Source organism: Pseudomonas sp. SIMBA_041, from assembly GCF_046535095.1.
GTDB lineage: Bacteria > Pseudomonadota > Gammaproteobacteria > Pseudomonadales > Pseudomonadaceae > Aquipseudomonas > Aquipseudomonas mucoides.
The window spans coordinates 1-246 of record NZ_JAWRXJ010000765.1 but is presented as its reverse complement, the minus strand read 5'-3'; the positions used below and the strand labels follow the sequence as shown (position 1 = coordinate 246).

General features: G+C 62.6%; 1 protein-coding gene. It reads right to left on the bottom strand.

What is annotated here, in order from left to right; genetic code table 11:
• A partial coding sequence (locus tag SB725_RS33175; RefSeq protein ID WP_410923696.1) for a hypothetical protein occupies nt 1-246 on the bottom strand: 246 nt, incomplete at both ends.

Sequence of the window (246 nt, the reverse complement as noted above, 5' to 3'; positions counted from 1 at the left end):
CCGTTCGGGTTGTTCATTGCGGCGATGCCGGTCACTACCGAGGCGATGATGTTGCGTTTTGCTTCGCGCTCTTCGTTGGTTTCGTTCGGGCTAGTCTCGTTGAACAGGCCCGCCAGTACGCTGCTGGCGGAACCACCCAGGGCGCCGGCCGAGCAGCTTTGGCTGCTTGCGGCAGCCCCCGCACACCCAAGGATCGCGTGCAAACCTGAATGTTCCGGGCTGCCTTCTTTCAGGCCGTTGAGCACC